21 protein-coding genes and 3 pseudogenes are annotated in these 25320 nt (G+C 68.9%); 10 read left to right on the forward strand and 14 right to left on the reverse strand.

Features of this window, described 5'->3' with window-relative positions; all coding sequences use genetic code 11:
- Window positions 1-23 precede the first annotated feature (23 nt).
- The 3 genes from R0D99_RS16390 to R0D99_RS16400 form a co-directional block, all read right to left on the reverse strand.
- A complete protein-coding gene (locus R0D99_RS16390) occupies window positions 24-368 on the reverse strand; it encodes a (2Fe-2S) ferredoxin domain-containing protein (protein ID WP_317749233.1) in 345 nt (114 codons plus the stop codon).
- A complete protein-coding gene (locus R0D99_RS16395; protein ID WP_317749234.1) occupies window positions 365-1597 on the reverse strand; it encodes a VanZ family protein in 1233 nt (410 codons plus the stop codon). Before R0D99_RS16395 ends, R0D99_RS16390 begins: the two co-directional genes overlap by 4 nt.
- Window positions 1598-1752: 155 nt before the next feature.
- Window positions 1753-2181, reverse strand: a complete 429-nt coding sequence (locus R0D99_RS16400; RefSeq protein ID WP_317749235.1) for a CopD family protein — start codon at window positions 2179-2181, stop codon at window positions 1753-1755.
- A 513-nt stretch (window positions 2182-2694) separates the two neighbouring features.
- Between R0D99_RS16400 and hemB the strand changes: the two genes are divergently transcribed.
- Both hemB and R0D99_RS16410 read left to right on the forward strand, forming a co-directional pair.
- Window positions 2695-3702 (forward strand): porphobilinogen synthase, encoded by a 1008-nt coding sequence (hemB, locus tag R0D99_RS16405; RefSeq protein WP_317749236.1) that lies wholly within the window; start codon window positions 2695-2697, stop codon window positions 3700-3702.
- 63 nt (window positions 3703-3765) lie between these two features.
- A complete protein-coding gene (locus R0D99_RS16410) occupies window positions 3766-4893 on the forward strand; it encodes a CorA family divalent cation transporter (RefSeq protein WP_317749237.1) in 1128 nt (375 codons plus the stop codon).
- 136 nt (window positions 4894-5029) lie between these two features.
- On the opposite strand, the gene R0D99_RS16415 is transcribed toward R0D99_RS16410, so the two are convergent.
- Window positions 5030-5332, reverse strand: a complete 303-nt coding sequence (locus tag R0D99_RS16415; protein WP_317749238.1) for a hypothetical protein — start codon at window positions 5330-5332, stop codon at window positions 5030-5032.
- Between the two features lie 176 nt (window positions 5333-5508).
- Here R0D99_RS16415 and R0D99_RS16420 point away from each other — a divergent pair, with 176 nt between their 5' ends.
- On the forward strand, window positions 5509-6390 hold the full coding sequence (locus R0D99_RS16420) for a LysR family transcriptional regulator (RefSeq protein WP_317749239.1): 882 nt from the start codon (window positions 5509-5511) through the stop codon (window positions 6388-6390).
- Window positions 6391-6581: 191 nt separating this feature from the next.
- On the opposite strand, the gene R0D99_RS16425 is transcribed toward R0D99_RS16420, so the two are convergent.
- The 3 genes and pseudogenes from R0D99_RS16425 to R0D99_RS16435 all read right to left on the reverse strand — a co-directional run bounded on the left by R0D99_RS16425 (window position 6582) and on the right by R0D99_RS16435 (window position 9527).
- On the reverse strand, window positions 6582-7580 hold the full coding sequence (locus R0D99_RS16425; RefSeq protein WP_317749240.1) for a hypothetical protein: 999 nt from the start codon (window positions 7578-7580) through the stop codon (window positions 6582-6584).
- Window positions 7581-8171: 591 nt separating this feature from the next.
- Window positions 8172-8862: pseudogene (locus R0D99_RS16430) on the reverse strand (dienelactone hydrolase family protein).
- Window positions 8863-8927: 65 nt separating this feature from the next.
- Window positions 8928-9527, reverse strand: coding sequence for a 2-hydroxychromene-2-carboxylate isomerase (locus R0D99_RS16435; protein ID WP_317749241.1), 600 nt, complete (start codon window positions 9525-9527; stop codon window positions 8928-8930).
- 49 nt (window positions 9528-9576) lie between these two features.
- Between R0D99_RS16435 and R0D99_RS16440 the strand changes: the two genes are divergently transcribed.
- Entirely contained in the window at window positions 9577-10359 is a 783-nt protein-coding gene (locus tag R0D99_RS16440; RefSeq protein ID WP_317749242.1) for an SDR family oxidoreductase, read from the forward strand.
- Between the two features lie 151 nt (window positions 10360-10510).
- The gene (locus tag R0D99_RS16445; RefSeq protein ID WP_317749243.1) at window positions 10511-11017 is read left to right on the forward strand and encodes a MaoC family dehydratase; all 507 of its coding nucleotides are present in this window, start codon (window positions 10511-10513) and stop codon (window positions 11015-11017) included.
- 16 nt (window positions 11018-11033) lie between these two features.
- On the opposite strand, the gene R0D99_RS16450 is transcribed toward R0D99_RS16445, so the two are convergent.
- From R0D99_RS16450 to R0D99_RS16470, 5 genes and pseudogenes are all read right to left on the reverse strand, one after another.
- Window positions 11034-11756, reverse strand: coding sequence for an aldolase (locus tag R0D99_RS16450; protein ID WP_317749244.1), 723 nt, complete (start codon window positions 11754-11756; stop codon window positions 11034-11036).
- Between the two features lie 17 nt (window positions 11757-11773).
- Complete coding sequence (locus R0D99_RS16455; RefSeq protein WP_317749245.1) at window positions 11774-12352, reverse strand: ABC-type transport auxiliary lipoprotein family protein; 579 nt, start codon at window positions 12350-12352, stop codon at window positions 11774-11776.
- Between the two features lie 74 nt (window positions 12353-12426).
- Window positions 12427-13434 (reverse strand): MlaD family protein, encoded by a 1008-nt coding sequence (locus tag R0D99_RS16460; protein WP_317749246.1) that lies wholly within the window; start codon window positions 13432-13434, stop codon window positions 12427-12429.
- Window positions 13435-13439: 5 nt separating this feature from the next.
- Window positions 13440-14246: an ABC transporter ATP-binding protein gene (locus tag R0D99_RS16465; RefSeq protein ID WP_317751149.1), complete on the reverse strand. Its 807-nt coding sequence runs from the start codon at window positions 14244-14246 to the stop codon at window positions 13440-13442.
- Window positions 14247-14344: 98 nt separating this feature from the next.
- Window positions 14345-15464: pseudogene (locus tag R0D99_RS16470) on the reverse strand (MlaE family ABC transporter permease).
- 276 nt (window positions 15465-15740) lie between these two features.
- On the opposite strand from R0D99_RS16470, the gene R0D99_RS16475 reads away from it, so the two are divergent.
- From R0D99_RS16475 to R0D99_RS16490, 4 genes are all read left to right on the forward strand, one after another.
- Window positions 15741-16313 carry a polymer-forming cytoskeletal protein gene (locus R0D99_RS16475; RefSeq protein ID WP_317749247.1) on the forward strand — a complete coding sequence of 191 codons (573 nt, stop codon included), beginning with the start codon at window positions 15741-15743 and terminating at the stop codon, window positions 16311-16313.
- A 56-nt stretch (window positions 16314-16369) separates the two neighbouring features.
- Entirely contained in the window at window positions 16370-17095 is a 726-nt protein-coding gene (locus R0D99_RS16480) for a hypothetical protein (protein WP_317749248.1), read from the forward strand.
- A 352-nt stretch (window positions 17096-17447) separates the two neighbouring features.
- Window positions 17448-19136, forward strand: coding sequence for a GMC family oxidoreductase (locus R0D99_RS16485; protein WP_317749249.1), 1689 nt, complete (start codon window positions 17448-17450; stop codon window positions 19134-19136).
- A gap of 88 nt (window positions 19137-19224) precedes the next feature.
- Window positions 19225-19830, forward strand: a complete 606-nt coding sequence (locus tag R0D99_RS16490) for a M23 family metallopeptidase (protein WP_317749250.1) — start codon at window positions 19225-19227, stop codon at window positions 19828-19830.
- A 439-nt stretch (window positions 19831-20269) separates the two neighbouring features.
- Here the strand turns inward: R0D99_RS16490 and R0D99_RS16495 are convergent.
- Window positions 20270-21368 (reverse strand): annotated as a pseudogene (locus tag R0D99_RS16495) (NAD(P)-dependent alcohol dehydrogenase).
- Window positions 21369-21612: 244 nt separating this feature from the next.
- Here R0D99_RS16495 and R0D99_RS16500 point away from each other — a divergent pair.
- A complete protein-coding gene (locus tag R0D99_RS16500) occupies window positions 21613-23028 on the forward strand; it encodes an NAD-dependent succinate-semialdehyde dehydrogenase (RefSeq protein WP_317751150.1) in 1416 nt (471 codons plus the stop codon).
- Between the two features lie 149 nt (window positions 23029-23177).
- On the opposite strand, the gene R0D99_RS16505 is transcribed toward R0D99_RS16500, so the two are convergent.
- The gene (locus R0D99_RS16505) at window positions 23178-25178 is read right to left on the reverse strand and encodes an IPTL-CTERM sorting domain-containing protein (protein WP_317749251.1); all 2001 of its coding nucleotides are present in this window, start codon (window positions 25176-25178) and stop codon (window positions 23178-23180) included.
- Window positions 25179-25320 lie beyond the last annotated feature (142 nt).

Consider the following 25320-nt stretch of genomic DNA (forward strand, 5'->3'; position numbering starts at 1 on the left):
AAAAGCCTGTAACAGCGCGAAAATCAGCGGCCCAGGTGCGGCGGCGTCAGCAGGCGTTCGACCACGCGGCCGTGCTTCAGGTGCGATTCGACGATCTCGTCGATGTCCGCACGGTCGACGTACGAATACCAGACCGCCTCGGGGTAGACCACCGCCACCGGGCCGGCGGCGCAGCGGTCCAGGCAACCCGCCTTGTTGACGCGCACCTTGCCGGGGCCGGCCAGCCCTTCGGCCTTGACGCGCGACTTGCAGTGGTCGAAGGCGGCCTGCGCGTCGTGGTCGGCGCAGCAGTCCTCGCCGTTGTCGCGCTGGTTCAGGCAGAAGAAGATGTGGCGCTGGTAGTAGGAATCGGGCGGCGGCGTGCTCATGCGCCGATTCTAGGCGGCGCCTGCGTCGCGGCGCTGTCGGGCGGGGCGCTTGCCTGCGTCGGCGGCGCGGGCATGGCGGGTGCCGCACGAGACGCGGCGCCATGAGGCAGGCGCGGCGGCACCGGCGGCTGCCCGCCGTCGCCGCCACCCAGGCGGCCGATCAGATAGGCAAAGGTGGCGAAAGGCCACAACCAGCCCACCCACTGCGCCAGCCCGTGGAAGTGGATGAACCGCCCCTGCTCCCACGTCTGCAGCGACACCGCGTAGTACGCATTCTGCGGCGCCGTGTTGAGCACCACCACCTGCGCGGCCAGCACCACCATCAGCAGCGGCACGCACACCCGCCCCGGCACCAGCAGCAACAGCCCGGCCGCGACCACGGCCAGCCACAGCCCGTATTGCACCGGCTGCGTGACCCAGCCCCAGGCGTGCACCGGGCCGTAGGTCAGCCCCGCCGACAGCGCCGACACCGCCACGCCGCACAGCAGCGCGGCGCCCGCGAACAGCGCGCGCCGGCCGCGGTGGCGGATGACGGTGTAGCCCAGCAGGCAGGGCACCAGCGCGCCCAGCGCCACGCACAGCGCTTCTTCACCCGGCAGCAGCGGTTGCAGGCCCAGGTCACGCAAGGGCGGCAGCCAGCCCAGGAAGGGCGTTCCGTCCAGCAGGCCGATCAGCCCTTCTTCCAGCCGCTCGAACACCTGCCCCATGCCGAACGCCACCGGCGCCGGAAACAACAGCCCCACCGGCCACAGCGCCAGCAGCACCAGCGCCCCGCGCGAATTGCGCACGAACCAGCGCGCGCGAAAGCGCCGCCAGGTGTCGATGGCGCCCAGCCGCTCCAGCACCCAGGCCGACAGCGCCCCAGCCAGCGCGCCCCCTGCGTTCAGCGCCAGATCGACGTTGGACGCCACGCGCGCCGGCAGATAGGTCTGCAGGCCTTCCATCGTGAACGACAGCAACGCCGCAGCCAGCGTGGCCAGCGTCAGCGCCGGCCACGCGCGGCGCATGCGCATCATGGCCAGCGCCAGCAAAAAGCCCAGCGGCGCATAGCCCGCCACGTTGGCGCCCACGTCAAAGCGCGTCCAGTAGCGCGGCAGCGGCGCCGTCACGTAAGCCCAAGGCGCCACGCCCACGTCGCGCCAGCCCGAAAACGGATACAGCGAGGCATACACGATCAGCCCCGCATACAGCAAGGCCAGCGGCAGCGCGGCGGATTTGTAGCGGTTCATGGATGACGCATGGTGCGCATGACCAGCCCGGCCGATGCGCTCCAGCATCCGAAGGCCGCGGAGCAGGCCATGCGGGAACGCCGTGGAGCGGGCTTGGCCCGGCCACTGGCGTTGTCCCCCCGGGGGGAAGGCGCGAAGCGACTCAGGGGGGGGCATCAGAAAGGCTTGACCACCACCAGAATCACCGCCGCCAGCAGCATCAGCACCGGCCCCTCGTTGAACCAGCGAAACCAGACGTGGCTGTGACGCTCTTCATCGCGCACAAAACGCCGCAGCAGGCGGCCGCATTGCCCGTGATAAGCGATGAGCAACAGCACGATCGCCAGCTTGGCGTGCATCCAGCCGTTGCCCGGCCCCATGCCGATGCCGTAGCCCAGCCACAGCCACAGGCCCAGCGCCAGCGCGATCACGCCCAGCGGCGTCATGAAGCGGTAGAGCTTGCGCGCCATCAGCAGCAGCCGCTCGCGCTCCGCCACCGAGCCGGGCGGCACCATCGCCAGGTTGACGAAGATGCGCGGCAGGTAGAACAGCCCGGCGAACCAGCTGGCGATGAAGACGATGTGCAGGGCCTTGATCCAGAGCATGAAAGGAATTATCCCCCCCTGAGCCGCTGGCGCGGCTTCCCCCCAGGGGACAGCGCTGGCGGGCGGGCCAAGCCCTTCCGCGGCGCTCTGGCGTGGCCCGCTCCGCGGCCCTTCTGGGGCTTGCTGCGCAGCCCGCTTCGAATTCGAATGAGGCCGGCCCCCGCCCACACTGCGTCACCCAAAGCGCCGAACGGCCGCGGAGCAGGCCACGCGCGGGCACCCATGGCCGGGCATGCACCGGCCATCGGGTGCGTCCCCCCTCCCGCAGGAGAGGGGGAAGCCGCGTCAGCGGCTCAGGGGGTGCTTTCACTTCACTGCCCCAAAAGAAAAAACCCCGGCACGGGGCCGGGGTCGAAAAGCCTGTCTGCTGTCACACGTCGAGGCTCCCGCTCAGGGAGGAAGCGGGGGACGGCAAGCCGTCCGAAAAGAAATATAGCAAAAGGTGTTCAGCCTCGCAATCGACCTTTGTCGCGCCCGGTCTTTTGCCGCCGCCAGATGGCGCACAATTTCGGCATGACACGCACCCCGCTCGCCCCCTTTCCCGCCAACCGCCCGCGCCGCCTGCGCCGTGACGATTTCACGCGCCGCCTGGTGCGCGAACATGCGCTGTCGGCCAACGACCTGATCTACCCCGTGTTCGTGCTGGACGGCAAGAACAAGCGCGAGGCGGTGGCGTCGATGCCGGGCGTGGAACGCCTGTCGCTCGACCAGCTGCTGCCGGTGGCAGAAGACTGCGTGGCCCTGGGCATCCCGGTGATGGCGCTGTTCCCCGTGATCGACGCCCGGCTGAAGGACGACAAGGGCAGCGAGGCCGCCAACGCACGCGGCCTGATCCCGCGCGTGGTGAGAGAGCTGAAGAAGCGCTTCCCCGAACTGGGCATCATGACCGACGTCGCGCTTGACCCCTACACCAGCCACGGCCAGGACGGCTGGCTCGACAAGACCGGCTACATCCTCAACGACGAAACGGTGGGCCAGTTGGTCAAGCAGGCGCTGACGCAGGCCGCCGCCGGCGTCGACATCGTGGCGCCCAGCGACATGATGGACGGGCGCATCGGCGCCATCCGCGATGCGCTCGAAAAGAAGGGCCACGTCCACACCCGCATCATGGCCTACAGCGCCAAGTACGCCAGCGCGTTCTACGGCCCGTTTCGCGACGCCGTCGGCTCCGCCGCCAACCTGGGCAAGAGCAACAAAAAGGTCTATCAGATGGACCCGGGCAACAGCGACGAGGCGCTGCGAGAAGTCGCCATCGACATCGCCGAAGGCGCCGACATGGTGATGGTCAAGCCCGGCATGCCTTACCTGGACATCGTGCGGCGTGTGAAGGACGAATTCCGCGTGCCCACGTTTGCCTATCAGGTCAGCGGCGAATACGCGATGCTGAAAGCCGCAGCGCAAAACGGCTGGCTCGACCACGACGCGGTGATGATGGAAAGCCTGCTCGCCTTCAAGCGCGCCGGCGCCGATGGCGTGCTGACCTATTTTGCCCGCGACGCGGCGCGCATGCTGCAAAAATAATAGCTGCCTGCGCTGATTCAGCCAGCGCTGGCGCGCGATTTATTTCATCACCGGAGCGCCCGGATGAACATCGTCGAATTCACCGCCGGCAGCATGCGCTTTGCCGACGCCGTGCCGGACAGCGCGCCGGACGACGGCTTCGTCTGGATCTATCTCGACCGCGGTGACTTGGCGCACCACCTGCCCGAGCTGCAGGCCGCGGCGCAGCGGCTGGGCGGCTCGGCGCTGCTCGACCTGCACGTCAACGACCTGGCCAGCGACACCCATCCGTCGCACTACGACTCGACGTCGGTCTACGACATGGTGATCTTCCGCCGGCTGGCCACGCAGGCCGAGGTGCAGGCCGACCGGGCCGTTGACCGGGCACCCGCGCGCACGGCCGCCGCGCCGGAGCCCGAGGTGTTTTCGCGCATCGATTCGCGCGCCGTCGGTTTTGCCGTGTTTGACCGGCTGCTCATCAGCGTGCACCCGCCCGGCTGCTACGCGGCCGTCAGCTACGTGCAGCGCCTGGCGGCCGACGCCAAGGTGGCCGTCGACGCCGCCGCCGTGCGCAACCGCACGCCGCAGGGGCCGGCCGACCTGGCGCTGCGCATGATCAACACCATGGTCGACAGCTACCTGGACCTGCGCAAGGACCTGACGGACGCCCTGGAAGCGGCACAGAACGAGCTGCTGCAGCCCGACCCCGAGCACGACGCCTGGAACGCCATGATGCAGGCGCGCGGTCACCTGCACGTGCTGCAGGACCTGTGCGAAGAACAGCAGGACGCGATGCAGGAATGGCTGGACACGCTGCGCGAGCTGCCGCTGTCGGGCTACGCTGCCGAACCGGCGCTGGCACAGCAACGACGCGACCAGCTGGTGGCCCGCGCACGCGACGTGATGGAACACATCGACCGCGTGCTGCACCACGCGCGACGGCTGGAACAGTCGGCCGACACCGTGGTGCAGATCCACTTCGCCGCGCAGGGCCACCGCACCAACGACATCATGCGCACGCTGACGGCGGTGACCGCCATCTTCCTGCCGCTGAACCTGTTCACCGGCTTCTTCGGCATGAATTTCGAGCACCTGCCGCTGATCCACAGCACCGAAGGCATGTGGGCCGCGCTGGCGCTGCTGGTGGCGCTGGCGGTCGGCATCCTGGTGATCTTTCAGCGGCGGCGCTACCTGACGCGCAGCCGGCGCTGAACAGTCACATTCAGCGGCGCACGCGCAGCAGCACGTAGCCAAGCGAAGCAGTCACGCCGACGCCCAAAAAGCCCGGCAAATGCCACGTTGGTGGGTCGCAGCAAGCTGGCACACGGCCTTGCCGCACGCCGCTGAATCAGCCGAGTTCGCCGACGGCCGGGCGCTGGCCCTTGGCCAGGGCTTCGCGGGTCTGCTGGCGCACTTCGGCGCGGGTCGGGCGGCTGGCGTCGTCGGCCTGCACGGCCACGCCATTCATTTCGCCGCTGGCGACCTGCTGGATCGACACGGGGGCGCGGGCCGGCGCATCGGCGCGGGCCGTCACGCGGGTCTCGTTCTGGAACAGCGGGCCTTCGCCTGCGGCGGGCATCTGCGCGAAGGCGTTGCCGGCCAGCAGCAGGGCAGCGGCGGCGGAAGCGAAGGTGGCGCTGAATCGGGTCATGGTCTTTCTCCGGTAAGGCGGTTTCGATGAACGGGCCGTCGGCCTGGTGGCCGGGGCTTTTCGGGTCGGCGGCTGTGGTGCAGCGCGTCGATGAAAGGTAGTTTCGGGTTTCATCGGCGTTGAAAAAACCACCGCGCGCGACATGGACTGTTTCCGTTTCAGAAATAATCGGGCGCATGGACTCCCTCGACCTGATCCAGGCCTTCCGCGAAGTGGCGCGGCGCGGCAGCTTTTCGGCCGCCGCGCGCGCGCTCGACATGTCGCCCGCCAACGTCAGCAAGTACGTGGCGCAACTGGAGCAGCGCTTTGGCGTGCGCCTGTTTCACCGCACCACCCGCAAGGTGTCTTTGACCGACGCCGGCCAGCTGCTGTACGACCGGTCCGGCCCGGTGCTGGAGCTGGTGCAGATGACCACCAGCGAATTGATGGAGCGCGCGACGCGCCCCAGCGGCCGCCTGACGGTGACGGCGCCGCACGCGCTGGTGCCGGCCGGCCTGCCGGCGGTGCTGGGCCGGTACCTGGAGCGCTACCCCGAGGTGTCGCTCAACCTGGTCCTGAGCAACCGCATGCTCGACCTGGTGGAAGACGGCGTCGACCTGGCGCTGCGCGTGGGCCCCATCCCCGACCAGAACGTGATCGTGCGGCGGCTGGCGCGGCTGGACCGCGTGGTGGTCGCGTCACCGGCCTACTGGCACGCGCACGGCCAGCCGCAGCACCCGCGCGACCTGGCGGGCCACCGCATCCTCAACGTCAATCGCGGCGGCGAGCCGGCACGCTGGCCCTTCGTCGAACGCGGCCGGCCGTTCGAAGTGCCGCTGCAGCCGCACGTCGACGTGAACGACGTCGCGCCGCTGACGACGCTGGCGCTGATGGACCTGGGCGTGATCTACGTCGCGCGGTCGCCGGTGCAGGAGGCCCTGGAGCGCGGCCAGCTGGTGCCGGTGCTGGACGCGTTCGTGCCGCAGGACTTCTGGGTGTACGCCGCCTACATGCAGCGGCGCCACAACAGCGCCGCGTTGATGGCGCTGCTGGCGCACCTCGAAAGCGAGATGCCCTAGCCTGACAGTGTCTTTCTATGCAACGCGACGCCCATGAGGCAAAGCAACTGACAGTGAAAATTGCCGAGCAGATGCGGTGCCACAAGCTTCGATGGACGGACCAGTCCCCTGACACAACTCAGCACATCCGGGAAAACTTTCCTGCATTCACCCGCACGAACACGCTGACTGCGGCCTGTGGCAGGCGCGCGTCAGTCCACCTTGGCGATATAGCCGCTGGCATTAACGGTTCCACCGACCACCAATTCACCCCCGCGCGCCTGCGCGACAGCAAAACACTCACCGGCGAATTCTGTTCCTTCGAGTACACGTCGACCGCCATAGCCGATTGAATCATCGGTCTGACCATCATGGTCGAAATCGGCCAGTGCAATGCTCTGCTTGAACGCACCTCGAATGATGTGCCCGCAGGTTGTGAATCCACCCTTGCGGTTCTTCGTCATGGCAAGCACAACGTTGGAGCCATTGAAGCCCCAATCCCACACACTCCAGCCGTTCTTGGCAAATGATGGAATGTATCTTCCGGTGCTTGTACCGAGCGCTGCCAGGAAACTGTCGTTGCCTGGCCATGCATCCGCAGTGATGCCGTCGGTGGTGTTTCCCGCGACGACCAATCGGTCACCGTCCCACACAAGCGACCAGATCGAGCCCGTACCTTTGCTGAGCTCCGGCAGGCGAGCCACACCGGAACCACCAAACGAGGTGTCGAGCGCTCCGGCCGGGTTCAACTTGGCCACGGCCGGGATAAAACCAAGCACCTTTGAAACTGCGCCTCCCGCGAATAGGTTCCCTTCGTTGTCTGCCGCCAGCGCACCCACGGAAAAATTGTCCGGAACCTTCGGCGCAGCAAATCCATCGGTCCCATAGGTCAAGTCCACGCTACCGCTCGGTAAGAGGCGCCATATCGCCATCTGGCCGTTCACCGTTCCGCCAACGAACACCTTTCCGGCCCCATCTACCGTCATGTAGGCACGTGATGCCGTTGCCAGACTTGGGTACCTAAGGTGGGTAATGCCGTTCTCACCGTACGATCGGTCCAGGCTGCAATCGACTTCCGAATGGCGACTGACGAAAAATCCCGTGGGTGACAGACCCCCGATCAGCACCCCCTTGCTCGAGTTGGCCACAGCAAACGCTTGCGGCTTCTCAAGCTTTGTGACCAACTCTGCCAGTGGGGCCAGTCCATCCAACCCGCATCGGCTTGCAGCAGATGAGCCGTAGTAGCGGAGGAAAGGCTTGGGGTAGGGTCCGGTGACAATTCCCGCTGCCCATACACCCCCGTCGGACGCCGGCGCAAGCGAATGCACTTCTACAGGTGCCGCCCCGGTCCACTGCGTCACATTCCGTGGCGCTATCGACGTTTCTCTGGGGTCGGGCAACGGCGTCGAAGGAACGGCAGAGCCACTGCCACCGCCGCTACCGCCACCGCAGGCAGCAATCAACAACGAAAGCGCAGCCACAGCCCAAGCACCCCGTCGGCGTACGGGCGCAACGACGACCGCTCTGCTTTGGCTCTGCTTCGCACTTCCATACGTAGTCATTCTTCCAATCCCCAGGTCTAAGGCGCCTGCGTCAGAGGCGGCGCACGCCACTCGCAGCATACCAACAGACTAGGGAATTTGTTCGGGCGATTGCCTGGTTCGCGTTGGAGATCCGTAAGCTTGTTCGCTACGCAGCCTACGAGCCGCCGCGCGGCGGCGCTCCGTCATCTTGTTGCACACGCGCCGACCGATCCAAACGCCTGCGGGCGCACGCGCAAAGTCACAGCCAGCGCTGTGCCGTCACGACAAATGCCGTGCAAAGAACGCCAGTGTGCGCTCGCGCGCCAGCTTGGCGGCGTCGGCGTCCCACGCGCCGCGGTGGTCGCAGTTGAAGCCGTGCTGGGCCGGGTACAGGTGCACCTCAACCTCGGGGTGCGCTTTCTTGAAGGCTTCCACGCCGTCGAGCGGCACATATTGGTCGCGGTCGGACAGGTGGGCCAGCACGGGCACCTTGGGGGTGCGGGCGATCTCGGCCGGCTGCGTCATGCCGCCGCCGTAGTAGGGCACGGCGGCAGCCAGCCCGTTCAGCGTGCAGGCGGCGCGCCAAGTCAGCAGGCCGCCCCAGCAGTAGCCGACGATGCCGACCTTGCCGGCGCTGGTCGACGCCGCGTAGTCGATGGCGGCCTGGATGTCCTGCATCACGCCGGGCGCGGGCAGCGCCTCGACGGCGTTCTTGTAGCCGAAGCCTTCCTGCATGTCGGCGTCGGTGTAGCCCAGCTCAACCCCCCGGCTTGACGCGCTGGAAGGTGCTGGGCGCCACGGCCAGATAACCGTCGCGCGCGTAGCCGTCGGCCACTTCGCGGATGTGGGCGTTGACGCCAAAGATCTCCTGCAGCACCACGACGCCGCCCTTGGGCGTGCCCTCGGGCCGCGCCACGTAGGCGGCGATCTTCTGGCCATCGGCGGCGGTAAGGTCAATGAACTGTCCCATCGGTGTTTGCTCCTATATCAATAGCTGTCTGCGCAATAAATACAAGCGCAAACGGGCAAAAAGGCTCAAAAGGCGAGCTTGCGGGCGACGAAGTCGAGCCGGTCCTGGCCCCAGAACAGCTCGCCGTCGACGACGTAGCTCGGCGCGCCGAACACGCCCGCGTCGATGGCGGCCTGGGTGTGGGCATCGTAGCGCGCGCGGGCGTCGGCGCCCTGCGCCTGCGCCAGGCGCTCGGCGGGCAGGTCGGTCTCGTCCAGCAGCTCGGCCAGCGTACCGCTGCTGGCGATGTCGCGCTGCTCGCGCCAGCAGGCGGCCAGCACCGCGCCGGCCAGGCGCAGCGCGGCGGGCATGCCATCGTGCTGCGCCACCACCGTGATCAGCAGCGACGACGGCGTGCCATCGACCGGAAAGAACGCTGGCTGCACGTTCATGACCATGCCCAGGTGATCGGCAAAGCGGCGCAGTTCGACCAGCCGGTAGGCCTGGCGCTGCGGCGCGCGCCTGGGCAAGGGCAGGCCGCCCGACGCGGCGAACACACGCCCATAGTCCACCGGCAGCACGTTGACGTCGCGCCGGCTGCTGCGCAGCAACTGCACGAAGCGCTCGTGGCCCAGAAAGGCCCACGGGCTCTGCGTGGCGAAGTAGTAGTCGATGGTGCGGCTCATGCGGTCTCCTTCAGGCTGCGGCGTGCGCGGGAGCGGCGCCGCGTGAATAATGCCCTGTCATTTTTGCACCAGGAGACATGGCGTGGCAGACAAGACCCTTCTGGTCACCGGCGGCAGCCGCGGCATTGGCGCCGCCACCGCGCGGCTGGCCGCGGCGCAGGGCTGGGCGGTGGCCGTGAACTACACCGCCAACTCATTGGCCGCCGACGAGGTGGTGCGCGCCATCCGCGCCGAAGGCGGCACGGCGATGGCGGTGCAGGCCGACGTGGCCGACGAAGCGCAGGTGCTGCGCATGTTCGAGCGCATCGACGCCAAGCTGGGGCGCCTCAAGGGCCTGGTCAACAACGCGGGCGTGGTCGACCGCGCCCAGCCCGTGGCCGAGCAGAGCGTGGCGCGCTGGCGCCGCATGTTCGACATCAACGTCATCGGCTCGATGGTCTGCGCGCGCGAAGCCGTGCGGCGCATGGGCACGGCGTATGGCGGCGCGGGTGGCAGCATCGTCAACCTGTCCAGCGCCGCAGCGCGGCTCGGCTCGCCGAACGAATACGTCGACTACGCCGCGGCCAAGGCCGCCATCGACGCCTTCACCATCGGGCTGGCGAAAGAGGTGGCGCCGCACGGCATCCGCGTCAACGCCGTGCGGCCGGGGCTGATCGAGACCGAAATCCACGCCAGCGGCGGCCGTCCGAACCGCGTCGAAGAGCTGAAAGCCGGCGTGCCGATGGGCCGCGGCGGCACGGCGGACGAAGTCGCGCAGTTGATCGTGTGGCTGCTGTCGGATGCGGCAAGCTACACCACCATGAGCCTGATCGACGTTTCTGGCGCGCGATAGTGGCTCACCCCCAGGCTCCACGCGCTGCGCGCTGTTGCGCCACCCCCCTCGCCGGGGGCGCTCCCGATGGCCAGGGCAAGCCCGACCATGGGAGCCCTGGCATCGCGCCGCGCCAGATGCGTTGTTCGCTTCCACCACATGAGGATTTGCCTTGACTGTCTCCGCCCCGTCTGACCACCCGCAGCAACACATCAAGTATTTCTGGGAAGACCTGCCCGTGGGCACCACGCTCGACATCGGCAGCACCACGGTCGACCACGACGAGGTGATTGCGTTTGCCAGCAAGTACGACCCGCAGCCCTTCCACCTGAGCGATGAGGCCGCCGCCAAGTCGATCTTCGGCAAACTCAGCGCCAGCGGCTGGCACACCTGCGCCATGGCCATGGGGCTGATGGTGCGCGGCTTCCTGCACGAGTCCAGCAGCCTGGGGTCACCGGGGCTGGAAAAGGTGAAGTGGCTCAAGCCCGTCTACCCCGGCGACACGCTGACGCTGAAGCAGACCATCACCGAATCGCGTCCCATGGCGTCGCGCCCCGACGTCGGGCTGACGCGCACCACGTGGGACATGTTCAACCAGCATGGCGAGCAGGTGCTGATGATGGACGGCTACGGCATGTTCCGCCGCCGCACGCCGGCGCCGCCGCCTCCAGCGGGCTGATCGGCTGGCACGCGCCTCACAGCGTGCGTCGCAGCGCCTCGAAGAACAGCTCGGACTGCAGGCGCTCACCCAGCGTCTGCGTGGCCACGCGCGCCGCCGTGGCGTCGTCGGCCGGGGCCAGCGCGATGCCGGTGGACTGCGCCAGCACCTGCGCCATGCAGGCGCGTTCCAGGTAGTACAGGTCGTCGTAGGCGTGGTCGATGCGCGCGCCACAGACCAGCACACCGTGGTTGCCCAGAAAGCACACTCCGGCATCGCCCATGGCCTTTGCGATGCGCTCGCCCTCGCGGTGGTCCAGCGCCAGGCCGTTGTAGCAGGCGTCCGCCGCCACGCGGCCATGAAAGCGCATGGCGTTCTGCGACAGCCGCGTGTCGAGCGCGCGCGCCTCGGTCAGCGTCAGCGCGGTCGCGTAGGGCATGTGGGTGTGCAGCACGCAGGCCTGCCCGGTGACGCGGTGCACCGCCGCGTGGATGAACATCGCCGTCGGCTCGACCTCGTGCCGGCCGGCCAGCCGCTGGCCATGAAAGTCCACCAGCACGATGTCGTCGGCCTGGATTTCCTGCCACAGCAGGCCGCGCGGATTCAGCAGGAAGCGCCCCGAGCCGTCCGGCAGTTCGATGCTGAAATGGTTGCAGACGCCCTCGGCCAGCCCGTGGTGGGCGGCGGCGCGCAGCGCCAGCGCCAGGTCGGCGCACAGCCGGCGCACCGGGGGCGAATCGAAATCGAGCGGCGCGGCCATATCGGTGCGGGCCGCCGTCAGCGCGGCGCCGGCAAGGCGTTGACCCAGGCCACGATCTGCGCCACCGCTTCGTCCGTCGCGGCCCGCAGCGCGGCCACGCCGCCGGGCGCGTCCGCCGTGGGCGCGGGCTTGCGCACGGTGAAGGTGCGCTGGCCCAGCAGGCGGCCCGTCTTGGCGGCGGGCGCGATGGCCGTGACGCGCAGGCGCACCACGCCTTCGCTGGCGCCGGGCGATTCGAACAACTGGGCGAATTCGTCCAGGTCGGTGCGTACTTCCACGGCGGCCAGACCGGCGCCCGGCTCGACCACCGGGCGCGTGGCGGAAAAGGCTTCACGCAGGCGCTGGCTGACCAGTTGCGGCGGCGACATGGTCCAGCGCGCCAGGGCGTAGGGCCGCGGCTGCTGGCCGCCGTCGCTGTACATCAGGCGATAGAGGATGTTGCTGCCGTCGATGGCGGCCGACGATTCCACCCCGCCCAGCGCCAGCGCGGGGCCGCTGGGAGCGGCGCTGGCGGCCACCGGCAGCGCCGGGCCCAGGTCGTAGGGCTGCGGGCGCACGGGCTTGTCGGGCAGCGGCAGGGCGCAGCCGGACAGCACGCCAAAAATCAAGCAAAAAGCGACGCCAGCGCCCATTCGGCCAGCGCGAGTAGCTACAAAATTCATATCAAACCTCAGCGGGACGCGGGTTGGGCGGGGGTGTCGGGCGCGGCGGCGCCGGCCTGGCCAAAGCCGGGTTCACCGGGGCCGGGCGGAATGGCGCCGGCGCCGTAGATCAGCGACTGCGGGTTCTCGCCCAGCGTGTTGGCGATGCGGTCAAGCCGCCGGATGGTGTGGCTGGCGTCTTCGGTCAGCGTCTGGATGCGCGGCAGCGTGGTGCCGATGACGGTGCTGGCGCTGTCGCTCAGCTGGTCGACCACGCCGCCCTTGCCCGCCACCTGATCGACCGCGCGCTTCACGTCGGTGGCCACGCCGTCAAAGCGCGCCACCGTCTGCCGCGTCTGCTGCGCCGCGCCGTCAATCGACTTGAGCGCGGTGTTGGCCTGCCGCACCAGGCCGGGGATGTCGGTCTTGCCGGGGCCGAACTGGGCCGTGATGGTCTGCTGCGTGGTCGCCGCCAGCTGCTGCACGCTGTGCGCGCTGCGGCCGATTTCGACCAGCGCGGTGCTGATGGCGGCCTGGTTGTCGTCGCCCAGCAGGCGGTTGACGCGGTCGGCGGTTTCGTCCAGCTTGCCGATCAGCGCCTGCGCGCGGTCGGTCAGTTCGCCCAGCAGGCCGGGCTTGAAGGGGATGCGCGGCGGCCCGTTGGGGCCGGGCGGCAGCGGCTCGGTCGACGTGCCTTCGTCGTCCAGCTGCAGAAACGACAGGCCCGTCACGCCCTGGAACCCCAGCGTGGCATAGGTCGAGCGGGTGATGGGCGCGTTGGGCGTGACGGCGATGCGCATCATGACGTTGCCGCGCTGCGACGGGTCGAGCGCGATGCTGGTCACCCGGCCCACCGCGACACCCTTGTAGCGCACCGCCGCCTGCGGCTGCAGGCCGGTGACGGCTTCGGTGGACACGAGTTCGTAGGTGGTCGTGTTGGCCACATCGCGCATCAGCCACATGGCCATGCCGATGAGCAGCGCCAGCACCGTCAGCACGAAGGCGCCGGCGGCCAGGGCGTGGGCTTTATTTTCCATGTCGATCAGGCTCCTTTCGGCGCGGTGGCCGCGGGGGACGAGGCGCGGCGCGTGCGCAGCAGTTCCATGGCGCGCTGCCCGCGCTCGCCCAGGAAGAAGTGGTGAATGAACGGGTGGTCGAAGGCCAGCACCTCGGGCACCGGCGCGGCGATGATGACGCGCTGGTCGGCCAGCACCGCGACGCGGGTGGACAGCTCGAACAGCGTGTCCAGGTCGTGCGTGACCATGACCACCGTCAGCCCCAGCTCCTGGTGCAGCGATCGCAGCAGCGCGACGAACGCGTCCGAGCTGTCCGGGTCCAGCCCGGCGGTGGGCTCGTCCAGCATCAGCAGCGGCGGGTCCATGGCCAGCGCGCGCGCCAGCGCCACGCGCTTGATCATGCCGCCCGACAGCTCGGACGGCATCTTCTGCGCGTCGGTGGGCTTCAGGCCGACCATCTGCAGTTTGAGCATCGCCGCCTCGCGTACCAGCGCGTCGGGCAGCACGCGCGTTTCGCGCAGCGGAAAGGCGATGTTGTCGAGCACGCTGAAGGCCGAGAACAGCGCCCCCTGCTGAAACAGCATGCCCACGCGCGTGGCGGCGCCGGCGCGCTGCAGCTTCTGCACCGGCTGGCCCAGCACGGTGATGCTGCCCTTGGCCGGCGTGTTCAGCCCCAGCATCTGGCGCAGCAGCACCGTCTTGCCGGTGCCCGAGCCGCCCACCAGCGTCAGCACCTCGCCGCGGTACACGGTCAGGTCCAGATCCTTGTGCACCACCACCTGGCCGCCGCCGGGCTTGGGGAACACGCTCCACAGCCCGCGCACCTCGATCATCGGCTCGCCATGCTCGGGCAGCGGCGGGGCGGCGTCGGCCAGCGCATCGGCCGGCGTGTGCAGCGCGGCGTCTTGCATGGAAGTGTCGGCGAGCGTGTTCACATGCCTACCTTCTTGAAAAGCACCGCGAACAATGCGTCGATCAGGATCACCGCCGTGATCGACGCCACCACCGACGCCGTCGTGCCCTGCCCCAGGCTCTCGGTGTTGGGCTTGACGCGCAGGCCGTAGTGGCAGCCGATCAGCGCGATGGACACGCCGAACACCACCGACTTGGCGCTGGCCAGCATCAGGTTGGCCAGCGGCACGGCCTTGGGCAGGGCTTCGTAAAAATAGGCGGGCGTGATGCCCAGCGTGATGTCCGACGCCAGGATGCCGCCGATGAGCGAGGCCAGCGTGGTCCACGCCGAAATCAGTGGCATGGCAATGGCCAGCGCCAGCGCGCGCGGCAGCACCAGCCGAAAGCCGGGCGCGATGCCCAGCACGCGCATGGCGTCCAGTTCCTCCGTCACACGCATCACGCCGATCTGCGCCGTGATGGCCGAGCCGGATCGCCCGGCAATCAGCACCGCCGCCAGCAGCGGCCCCAACTCGCGGATCAGCGCCAGCCCGAGGATGTTGACGATGAAAGTCTCGGCACCGAACTGGCGCAGCACCTGGCTCATCAGATAGGCCAGCACCACGCCGATCAAGAAGCCGACCAGCGCCGTGATGGGCAGCGCCTGTGCGCCGATGCGGTACAGGTGGCCCGAAAAATCGCGCCACGGCCCCCCCCTGCGGCGCGCGCAGCAGGCGCAGAAAGTCCAGCAGCAGCTGGCCCATCAGCGTGGTGAAGTCGCGCACCTGCAGCGCGGCCTGGATCACGCCGCTGCCCAGCGCGTCGATGCGCTGGGCCAAGCCTTTGCGCGACGGCGGCGGCACGGCATCGGGATAGGCGGCCACGCGTTCCAGCACGGCGCGCTGCTCGGGGTCGGTCTCCAGCCGCGCCGGCCAGCGCCGGCCCCAGTGGTCCCACAGCGCCAGCGCGCCCAGGTGGTCGAGCGCGCGCACCTCGCGCAGGTCCCACGCCGCCACTGGGCCCAGCCCGCCCAGTCCCGCGCCGACCTGGCGCCATGCGCCGCTGGCCGTCAGCCGCGCGGCCGTCCATTCGCCCAGCACCAGCGCCGACAGACCTTCGGCGGTCTGCCGGGTGTCGATGCGCGGAAAGGAATCGGGCATGCGTGGAGCGGTAGCAGGAATGAAATCGGCGGCTCAGCCGCAGCGGGGCTAGCGCGCAGCCACGCCCGCCAGTCGGCAGCGGTGCATCGTACCGCCTCGCTGGCGCGCGGCCGGCGCCCCGCGCTGAGTTTGATGTAGGCCGGACGCTCTTGTTGATCCGCCCTTCCCCGCTCGTGCGCACGCGGCGGCGAGGGGATGGTTACGTTCTTTTCGTCTTGTGTGCGCAGGACGGCCGGCCGCTGACGTTAGGATTGAAGATTGTCACAAGGAGCAAGCATGGCACTGCAAGGACCGTTTTTCGGCAAGCGCGACGAACCCACCCCTCCCCGCACCCCCGGCGTTTCGACGCTCGGCGGCACCAGTTCGCTCGGGTCTGCCGGCTCGCCCGGCGCGGCTGCGCAGCCGTTCTCGGCGCCGGTGAACGCGCCCGCGGCCACGCCGGTCGCACCGGCGACGCCCGCCGTGCCGGAAAGCGGCGCCAAGCTGACCGTCGGCCCCAACATCAAGCTCAAGGGCGTCGAGATCACCGACTGCGACACGCTGCTGGTCGAAGGCATGGTCGAAGCCACCGTCAACTCCCGCGTGATCCAGATTTCCGAGCCCGGCTCGTTCAAGGGCTCGGCCGAGATCGACATCGCCGAAGTGCATGGCGTGTTTGACGGCAACCTGACGGTGCGCCAGAAACTGGTGATCTTTGCCACCGGCAAGGTCACGGGCAAGGTCCGCTATGGCAAGATCGTGATCGAGGAAGGGGGCCAGATCTCCGGTGACATCACGTTCGGCACCAGCGGCGACAAGCCAGCCACGTCCGGCGCCAGCGGCGCCAAGGGCGAGCAACTGGCCGTCTGAGCGCGACGCCGCCCCACGCCCATCCGCCCGCGGCTTGCGTCGGGGCGGATTTTTTTTTGCCCGCGGCGCTAGCGGCACTGGGCACGGCCGGATGCCTGTGGCTGGCCGGCTGCGCCAGCGACGCGCCCACCTCGCGCGGCGAAGTGCGCGGGCAGGACTTCAATGCCGCCGAGCTGCTGCAGAGCGAAGGCAACCGCTTCGCGCAAAGCGCCATGGTCGCCAACCAGCGCAGCCTGCTGACGCTGGCCGACAAGCTGTACCGCCGCAACCCGGCCGAATGGCGCAAGACGGCGGCCACGCGCGAGGCCGCGCTGGCGCAGGTCGAAGCCGCCATGCAAACCGGCCAGCCGTGGGCGCCGCTGCAGGGGCGGCGCGACGTGGGCGCGCTGTCGCACGCGCTGACGCCCGACTTCCACGGCGACCGCGTGGCCGCCTTCGTGCTGGCCTGCGCCGACACCATCGTCACGGCGCACGGCGGCAAGCGCGAGTTCTATTACCTTGACGGGGTCGATCCGCAGCACATCTACAACGCCGCGCGCAACATGGAAGTGGCGCTGTGGGTGCTGAACACGCGCCGCACCGCGCAAGGCCAGCCGCTGCTGCTGGCCAACGAGATCGTGGGCGAAAACCGCAACCTGAGCTTTGAGCGCGAGTTCGGCAAGATCATCGGCCGGCTCGACCTGCTGGCCGCCTACACCACCGAGCGCTACCGGCGCGCGGTGATCGGCTATGTGCAGGGGCTGCTGGCGGCGCCGTTGCTGGCGTTCCTGCCTGTGAAATGACATCCCCCCTGTGGCGCTGCGCGCCTTCCCCCCGGAGGGGGGACAACGCTGGCGGCCGGGCCAAGCCCGCTCCGCGGCGTTCCCGCTTGGCCTGCTCCGCGGCCATGGGGGGGGGCGCCTGCTGCGCGGCGCTTGCTGCGTCATTCCCGCGCAGGCGGGAATCCACGACCGGCGCACTGGCGCAGCGCAGCCGCGAAGCAAGAAAACTCCCTCTCCCTCTGGGAGAGGGCAGGGGTGAGGGCCAACGGCGTGTCACCACCCATGAGCTGGCCACGGTAACGGTGCATCGCCGCCACGATGCACTGCGACGCCCCGCCTTTATGGCATGCTGGCGCGCAGGAGACTTGCGCGCATGAGCGACCTCACTTTCGACACCATCATCGTCGGCGCCGGCACGGCCGGGTGCCTGCTGGCCAACCGGTTGTCGCGCGACACCACCCGGCGCGTGCTGCTGATCGAGGCGGGCCAGAAGGACGACTACCACTGGGTGCACATTCCCGTCGGCTACCTGTACTGCATCGGCAACCCGCGCACCGACTGGCTGTACCAGACCGAACCCGCCGCGGGCTTGAACGGCCGCACGCTGCGCTACCCGCGCGGCAAGGTGCTGGGCGGGTGCAGCAGCATCAACGGCATGATCTACATGCGCGGGCAGTCGCGCGACTACGACCAGTGGGCCGCGCTGACGGGCGAGGACGAATGGCGCTGGGAAAACTGCCTGCCCGACTTCAAGGCGCACGAAGATCACTACAAATTAGATAGCACCATGCGCCCTGCGGGTCAGCGCCAGGGGCCAGATTCACCTGGTTTTTCTGACCTGCACGGCCACGGCGGCGAATGGCGCGTGGAGAAGCAGCGCCTGCGCTGGGACGTGCTGGACGCCTTTGCCGCCGCCGCGCAGCAGGCCGGCATCCCCGCCACCGACGACTTCAACCGCGGCACCAACGAAGGCGTGGGTTACTTCGAAGTCAACCAGAAAGCCGGCTGGCGCTGGAATACGGCCAAGGCCTTTCTGCGGCCCGCCCTGCAGCGCCCCAACCTGACGGTGTGGACCGGCGCGCAGGTCAAGCGCCTTGTCATCGAGCGCGGCGAGGGTGGCCTGCGCTGCGCCGGCGTCGAACTGGTGCGCGGCGGCCACGCGCTGAAGGTGCGCGCCGCGCGCGAGGTGCTGCTGACGGCCGGCAGCATCGGCTCGCCGCAGATCCTGCAGCTGTCGGGCATCGGCCCGGCGGCGCTGCTGCGCCAGCACGGCATCGACGTGCTGGCCGACCTGCCGGGCGTGGGCGCCAACCTGCAGGACCACCTGCAGATCCGCAGCGTCTACAAGATCGCCGGCGGCAAGACGCTGAACCAGCTGGCCAGCACGCTGTGGGGCAAGGGCCTGATCGGGCTGGAATACGCACTGCGCCGCAGCGGGCCCATGAGCATGGCGCCCAGCCAGCTGGGGGCGTTCACCCGCTCGTCGCCCGCCTTCGAGTGGCCCAACATCGAATACCACGTGCAGCCGCTCAGCCTGGACGCCTTCGGCGAGCCGCTGCACGCGTTTCCGGCCATCACCGCCAGCGTCTGCAACCTCAACCCCAGCAGCCGCGGCCACGTGCAGATCAAGAGCCCGCGCTTCGAGGACGCCCCCGCCATCGCGCCCAACTACCTGGCCACCGACGACGACCGCCAGGTCGCCGCCGACAGCCTGCGCGTCACGCGCCGCATCATGGCGCAGACGGCCATGGCGCGCTTCAAGCCCGAGGAGTTCAAGCCCGGCGCGCAGTACCAGACCGACGACGAACTGGCCCGCCTGGCCGGCGACATCGCCAGCACCATCTTCCACCCCGTCGGCACCACCAAGATGGGCAAGGGCGACGACCCGCTGGCCGTGCTGACCCCGCGCCTGCAGGTGCGCGACGGCACCGGCGGCCTCATCGCCGGCCTGCGCGTGGTCGACGCCGGCGCCATGCCGACGATCACCAGCGGCAACACCAACAGCCCGACGCTGATGATGGCCGAGAAGGCGGCGCGCTGGATCACCGGCACCGGCGCGTGAGCCCGCGGGTGCCTCGCGCCGACGCGCCAGCCCATTGCTTCGTTTTTTATAGCTGCCTGCGCTTACCCAGCATGCGCTGGCGCCACAAATGAATCCAAAGCCTCGGCCCGCCCCGCGCGCCTGGGCGCGGCGCCTGCGCAGCGTGCTGTGGCTGGCGCTCTGGGCCGCTGTGCTGTGGTGGGGCGGCGGCTGGCTGTGGCAGCAGCCCTTCATGGACCGCCCGCGCATGCTGTGGCACATCCACCGCATGGACCCGCCCGTCGCGCTGCCGGTGCCGGTGGACGGCGTGGCCGCGCGCCGCATCGCCGACACCTGGCACGGCCCGCGCGACGGCGGCGCGCGCCTGCACGAGGGCACCGACATCTTCGCCCCGCGTGGCACGCCGGTGCGCAGTGCCACCGTGGGCATCGTGGCGTCGATCCGCGACGGCGGGCTGGGCGGCAGGCAGGTGTGGGTGCTGGGGCCGGCGCGCGAGCGGCATTACTACGCGCACCTCGACGACTGGGCGCCCGGCCTGTCGGTGGGCGACGTGGTGCAGCCCGGCACGCTGCTCGGCTTTGTCGGCACCACCGGCAATGCGCAAGGCACGCCGCCGCATCTGCACTATGGCATCTATGGGGCCGACGGCGCGTTGAATCCGTGGCCGTTGCTGCAGGCAGGGGCGGCCGGGCGTTCAGAAAGAAAAGTGCCTTGAGCGCTCATGCAGCAAGCGCAGGTAGCTATGGTTTTTGACGTCGGCGGCCTCCCGGCCCTCCAAAAAAGGGAGGGGAAAAAGCGACGCCGCGCGAAGCCGCGGCGCGGCCCCATCCACGGCCGAGCGCAGCGATGGCCCGAGCGGATTTCAACTCCCCTCTGGCCGTGCCGAGAAGCGCAGGGCGTGGGGCGGGCGCAGCGAAGCATGCGCTTCGTGCTCTGACTCGCTGCGGATGTCTGAGCGGCGCGCCGCAGGCGCAAAGCGAGTTCCGCAGCGCCGCCCCGCGCCAGAGCATCGCAGGTTGCCCGCAGCGAAGCGAAGGGACACGGCCAGTGGGGCCGCCTTTCTTTTGCCTACTTTTCTTTGGCGGAGCAAAGAAAAGTAGGTCGCCCGCCGGGGCGAATTCCCGGCCGACAGCGCATCCGCAGCCAACATCCCCTCAAGGCTTGATCGCAATCTTCAACACCCCATCCCGCTGATTCGCAAACAGGTCGTAGGCTTCAACGATGTCGTCCAGCTTGCGCTGGTGCGTCACCAGCACCCCCCAGGTCCAGCCGGCCCGATTCGATCACGTTCATCAGCCGCCGCATGCGCTCCTTGCCGCCCGGGCACAGCGCGGTGTTGATCTTGTGGTCGCCCAGCCCGGCGCCGAACGCGTCCACCGGGATGGTCAGGTTCTCGGAATAGACCCCCAGGCTCGACAGCGTTCCGCCCGGCCGAATGCAGCGCAGCGCGCTCTCGAACGTGCTTTGCAGGCCCAGCGCCTCGATGGCCGAGTCAGCGCCCTTGCCGCCCGTGATCTTCAGCACCTCGGCCACCGGGTCCTGCGTCTTGAAGTTGATCGTCACGTCCGCGCCCAGCTTCTTGCTGACGGCAAGGCGATCTTCGTTCGAGTCCACCGCAATGATCGTCGTGGCACCGCGCAGCTTGGCGCCGGCGGTGGCGCACAGGCCGATCGGCCCCTGCGCAAACACCACCACGGTGTCGCCAATGCGGATGTTGGCGTTCTCGGCGCCGGCAAAGCCGGTGGACATGATGTCGGGGCACATCAGCACCTGCTCATCCGTAAGGCCATCCGGCACGGGCGCCAGGTTGCCTTGCGCGTCGGGCACCAGCACGTATTCGGCCTGCGTGCCGTCGATCAGGTTGCCAAAGCGCCAGCCGGCCGTCAGCTTGTAGCCGTGGCAGCCGCAGCGGCCGCTGGCCACCAGGTAGCTGCCGTCCTGCGAGGGCGCGCTGTCCTGGGCAGCGTAGCTGTTGAAGTTGGGGCAGATGGCGCCGGCGATCACGCGCTGGCCTTCCTGGTAGCCCTGCACGGCGCTGCCCAGCTTGGCGATCACGCCCACCGGCTCGTGCCCCACCGTCAGGCCCTTGGCGACCGGGTATTCGCCCTTCAGGATGTGCACGTCGGTGCCGCAAATGGTGGTGGTGGTGATCTTGATCAGCGCGTCGTTGGGGCCGACGTCGGGGATCGGCTTGTCGGCAATTTCAATGCGGCCGGGCTCCACAAAGACGGCGGCTTTCATCATCTGGACCATGGGGGTTCTCCTTGGGACGGTGGGGGACAAAACCGTGACGCGCGCGGCGCCTCAACCCACTATAGGACGTGTGTGTGGCAGCGTGTTGACGCGCGTCAGCCATGGGCGGCTGCGGGCAGGCGTGGCGCGGTACGCGTACCATCGTCCGTGAGCCTTTCTTGTCACCCCTTTCAGTTCAGGAGCTTCCGCATGACGACCGCCACCGCCCCCCCAGAAAACCGCCGCCGACTACCCCGACACCCAGCTGTTCATCGACGGCCAGTGGTGCGACGCCGCCAGCGGCAAGACGATGGCGGTGTTCAACCCCGCCACGGGGCAGGAGATCGGCCGCCTGGCGCACGCCAGCATTGCCGACCTGGACCGCGCGCTGGCCGCGGCGCAAAAGGGCTTTGAGACCTGGCGCGCCGTGCCCGCCCATGAGCGCGCCGCGCTGATGCGCAAGGCCGCGCAGATCTTCCGCGAACGCGCCGACGCCACCGCGCGCCACCTGACCATGGAGCAGGGCAAGCCGCTGGCCGAGGCCAAGGGAGAAGTACTGGCCGCCTGCGACGTGATCGACTGGATGGCCGCCGAGGGCCAGCGCGCCTATGGCCGCATCGTGCCGCCGCGCGACCTGCGCGGCACGGCGCACGTCACGCGGCACCCGGTGGGGCCGGTGGCGGCGTTCACGCCGTGGAACTTCCCGGTCAACCAGATCGTGCGCAAGCTGTCGGCCGCGCTGGCCACGGGCAATTCGATCATCGTCAAGGCGCCGGAAGAAACCCCCGCCTCGGCCGCCGCGCTGATCCGCGCCTTTGTCGACGCGGGTGTGCCGACCGGCGTGGTGCAGCTGGTGTACGGCGTGCCGGCCGAAATCTCGCAGTACCTCATCCCGCACCCGGTCATCCGCAAGATCACCTTCACCGGCTCGACGCCCGTGGGCAAGCAGCTGGCCGCGCTGGCCGGCCAGCACATGAAGCGCGCCACCATGGAGCTGGGCGGCCACGCGCCGGTCATCGTGTGCGAGGACGCCGACATCGACCTCGCCATCAAGACAGCCGGCGGCGCCAAGTTCCGCAACGCCGGGCAGGTGTGCATCTCGCCCACGCGCTTTCTGGTCGCCAAGCCGATTGCCGCTGAATTCACCAAGAAGCTGGCCGCGCAGGCCGAAAAATTCACCGTCGGCGACGGCCTGGCGGAAGGCACGCGCATGGGCCCGCTGGCCAACCCGCGCCGCGTCACCGCCATGCAGGCGCTGACCGACGACGCGGTGAAGCGCGGCGGCACCGTGGCTGCGGGCGGCAAGAAGATCGGCGACGCCGGCAACTTCTGGGCACCCACCGTGCTGGCCGACCTGCCGCTGGACGCCGACGTGTTCAACCAGGAACCCTTCGGCCCCATGGCCGTGGTGCACGCCTTCGACACGCTGGACGACGCGCTGCGCGAAGCCAACCGCCTGCCCTTCGGCCTGGCCGGCTACGCCTTCACGCAGTCGCTGAAGAACGCCCACCAGATAACCCAGCAGCTCGAAGTCGGCCTGCTGTGGATCAACCAGCCCGCCGCCGCCTGGCCCGAACTGCCGTTTGGCGGCGTGAAGGATTCGGGCTATGGCTCGGAAGGCGGGCCGGAGGCGCTGGAGGCGTATTTGACGACCAAGTCGGTGTCGACGTATTGCGGCTGAGCGCGTGAAGGTGCTGGCGCTCAGCGTCAGTGCAACAATTTTGATAGCGCCTTGCGCTTGTCTGGCAGGCGCGGGCGGGCCTTATGGCACAGAAAGAGCACCGGGCGATTGAACCCGGCGCCTCGCGTGGGGCCGGCAGCCCGCTGCGGTCAGCGCTGCCGCGCGCGCAGTGCCGCCACGGCCAGCAGCCCCATCAACAGGGCCAGCAGCAACTGCGCCCATTCGCCCAGCGTGGGCACGGCCTGCGGGGCGCCGATGGCCAGGCTGGCGACGTTGTTGGCGGGGTTGCTGTCGTTCTGCGCACCGGCGGTGCCGACAATGGTGACGACCTGCCCCGCGGGCTGGGTGTATGTCACGGCGCAGTTGATGCTGGCGCCCACCGCCAGCGTGGCCGGCGCCGGATCGGGGCTGCAGGTGACGGTGGCGCCCGACGGCAGACCCGTGACCGCACAACTGGGCGCCACGGCATCCCCAGGGCCCCGATTGGTGCAGGTCAGCGTGCCGGTGACCTGGTCGCCCGGCGAGGCCGAGGGCGGGAAGCCGGACAGCGTGGCGCTCACATCCGCCGTGGTAGGTACCGTCTGCGACACCGTATTGTTGGCCGGGTTGTAGTCGCCGGTGGCGCTGGTCGCGCCCTGGAGGGTAATGCCCGTGCCTGCAGGCTGCGGATAGGTGATGTCGCACACGATCTTGCCGCCCACAGGCAGCGGGTCCGGCGCCGGCGCCGGCGTGCAAGTCACGGACGATCCAGCCGGCAACGTCGACGTCACGCCGCAGGTAGGCGCAGGCGCGGGCACGCCACCCAGGTTGGTGCACGTCAGGGTGCCGTGCACCGTGGTGCCCGGGGCGACAGGCGTGGTCGGCAGGCCCGTCAGCGCCGCGCTCATGTCGGGTGGAATCGGCACGGCGATCGACGCGGAGTTGTTGCGGATGTCGTAGTCGTCGGTGGCGCCGGTGGTGGCATGGACGGTGGTGCCGCTGGCGGGCTGCGTGTAGGTCACCGTGCACGTGATCATGCCACCCACGGCCAGCGGCAGCGACGGCGTGCTGCAGTTGATGGAAGCGCCGGCCGGCAGCGCGCTCAGGTCGACGCTGCAGCTCGGGTCGGTGGCGACGCCCGGGCCCTGATTGCTGCAAATCAGCGTGCCGCTGACCACCGTTCCCGGCGCCGCGGAGGCAGGGAAGCCGTTCAGCAGCCCAGTCATGTCGGGCAGCGGCAGCACATTGAAGCTGAATGCCGTGTCCTCACGCGCCGAGCCACGCCCGCCGTAGTCGGCGGCGAAGGTCATGCTGTCGCCCGCGTTGGAGCTGAGCTTCCAGGCCGTGTTACCGACTGTCCAGTCGTATCCATCGCCCACCGTCACGCTCCCATTGCCGGCGTTGAAGGCTTTATCTATGGACAACGAACCCGTGGCGGTCGAGCCATCCGTGGCGTTGAGGTTGGCGCGTGTGATGACGCTGCCGGTCACGCCACTGGCCACCACGGTCGTCACCGTGGGATTGGTCAGCGTGGCCGTGCCGCCAAAGCCGGAAAAACTGAGCGACCCGAGCGGGTATATAGGACCACCCTGATCCGTCGGGTTGGCCTTGACCGTCGTGCCATCAGGCGTGAACGAGCCGTTGGGGCCACGGCTCATGTTGACACCGGGCCTCGACCCGGCACCCAGGATCTGCACCCCGGCAATCCGGTAACCCGGCACGGTGATTGAGCCCTGCACGCTGTAGCCGTACTGGGTCGCTCCGCCGGGCGTGCTGGTGGTGCCGGACGCTGGGGGATAAGAGGATTCAACGGCGACACCCGCGATACCCGAATACCACCCGGTCGCCGGTGCGCCGAACGCTGCTACCGTAAACGGCGGGGAGCCGGTGAAATTCCTGTCGATGAGCTCCTTGACCTGCCAGTTGCTCATCGTCCAGGTGCCGATCTGGGTTGTCCCGTCCAGAATCTTGCCTGTTGCCGCGCCATTGGTGAATGGGCCGGTGCTGCCCGTACGGCTCGGGCTGGTGTACGGCGAATCCACCGTGTACGTGATGGTCGCAGCCACGCCAGAAGCGGCCGCCCCCCACACGCCGCACGCCATCAGCGCGTGCGCCGCCTTGCGAAACATGTGTGACTTGGCGCCCATTTCGTACTCCTGTTGCAGTTCCATTCACCCGCTTCACGCACGCAGCGGACATGCTGCGAATAGTTTAGTACGAACGATTGACGCGCTCGCGCTAACCGGCAGCATTGCAGCCGACACTTGAAGGCGCGCCAACCCATCTTCTGAGCGGCCCGCGAAACCGCCAGCA

Origin of the sequence: Ottowia sp. SB7-C50 (assembly GCF_033110285.1) — a bacterium.
In the GTDB taxonomy this organism is placed as follows: domain Bacteria; phylum Pseudomonadota; class Gammaproteobacteria; order Burkholderiales; family Burkholderiaceae_C; genus Ottowia.

Coding starts and splice junctions, on each gene's coding strand:
- R0D99_RS16390 (WP_317749233.1), bottom strand. CDS start 368: ATGAGCACGCCGCCGCCCGATTCCTACTACCAGCGCCACATCTTCTTC.
- R0D99_RS16395 (WP_317749234.1), bottom strand. CDS start 1,597: ATGAACCGCTACAAATCCGCCGCGCTGCCGCTGGCCTTGCTGTATGCG.
- R0D99_RS16400 (WP_317749235.1), bottom strand. CDS start 2,181: ATGCTCTGGATCAAGGCCCTGCACATCGTCTTCATCGCCAGCTGGTTC.
- hemB (WP_317749236.1), top strand. CDS start 2,695: ATGACACGCACCCCGCTCGCCCCCTTTCCCGCCAACCGCCCGCGCCGC.
- R0D99_RS16410 (WP_317749237.1), top strand. CDS start 3,766: ATGAACATCGTCGAATTCACCGCCGGCAGCATGCGCTTTGCCGACGCC.
- R0D99_RS16415 (WP_317749238.1), bottom strand. CDS start 5,332: ATGACCCGATTCAGCGCCACCTTCGCTTCCGCCGCCGCTGCCCTGCTG.
- R0D99_RS16420 (WP_317749239.1), top strand. CDS start 5,509: ATGGACTCCCTCGACCTGATCCAGGCCTTCCGCGAAGTGGCGCGGCGC.
- R0D99_RS16435 (WP_317749241.1), bottom strand. CDS start 9,527: ATGAGCCGCACCATCGACTACTACTTCGCCACGCAGAGCCCGTGGGCC.
- R0D99_RS16440 (WP_317749242.1), top strand. CDS start 9,577: ATGCCCTGTCATTTTTGCACCAGGAGACATGGCGTGGCAGACAAGACC.
- R0D99_RS16450 (WP_317749244.1), bottom strand. CDS start 11,756: ATGGCCGCGCCGCTCGATTTCGATTCGCCCCCGGTGCGCCGGCTGTGC.
- R0D99_RS16460 (WP_317749246.1), bottom strand. CDS start 13,434: ATGGAAAATAAAGCCCACGCCCTGGCCGCCGGCGCCTTCGTGCTGACG.
- R0D99_RS16465 (WP_317751149.1), bottom strand. CDS start 14,246: ATGATCGAGGTGCGCGGGCTGTGGAGCGTGTTCCCCAAGCCCGGCGGC.
- R0D99_RS16475 (WP_317749247.1), top strand. CDS start 15,741: ATGGCACTGCAAGGACCGTTTTTCGGCAAGCGCGACGAACCCACCCCT.
- R0D99_RS16485 (WP_317749249.1), top strand. CDS start 17,448: ATGAGCGACCTCACTTTCGACACCATCATCGTCGGCGCCGGCACGGCC.
- R0D99_RS16490 (WP_317749250.1), top strand. CDS start 19,225: ATGAATCCAAAGCCTCGGCCCGCCCCGCGCGCCTGGGCGCGGCGCCTG.
- R0D99_RS16505 (WP_317749251.1), bottom strand. CDS start 25,178: ATGGAACTGCAACAGGAGTACGAAATGGGCGCCAAGTCACACATGTTT.